This is a genomic window from Leucobacter celer subsp. astrifaciens (genome assembly GCF_001273835.1).
In the GTDB taxonomy this organism is placed as follows: Bacteria; Actinomycetota; Actinomycetes; order Actinomycetales; family Microbacteriaceae; genus Leucobacter; species Leucobacter celer.
Genome location: NZ_JHEI01000130.1, coordinates 1 through 265, shown reverse-complemented (window position 1 = coordinate 265; position 265 = coordinate 1). Strand labels below are relative to the sequence as shown.

General features: G+C 70.6%; 1 protein-coding gene. It reads left to right on the top strand.

The genetic code is table 11. The features are described from left to right. On the top strand, window positions 1-265 hold a 265-nt coding region (locus AMS65_RS18540), incomplete at both ends, for an ATP-binding cassette domain-containing protein (protein WP_394324711.1).

Genomic DNA, 265 nt, shown 5'->3' with positions numbered 1-265 from the left:
GCAGCGCAAGGCCCTCGGCGCAGCCCCGAGCGAGACGGGAGGGAAGGCCGAAGGCGACGCCGCTCTCGAGATCCGCGGACTCGACATCGTCCTGAACACCCCGCAGCGCATCGTGCCGCTGGTGAAGAAGGCCGACCTCAGGGTCGCCAAGGGCGAGCTCGTCGGGCTGCTCGGGGAATCCGGCTCCGGCAAGTCCACGCACGCCCGCGCGATCCTCGGCCTCATGCAACCCGCTATCGGCATCGCAGCCGGCCAGATCCTGCTC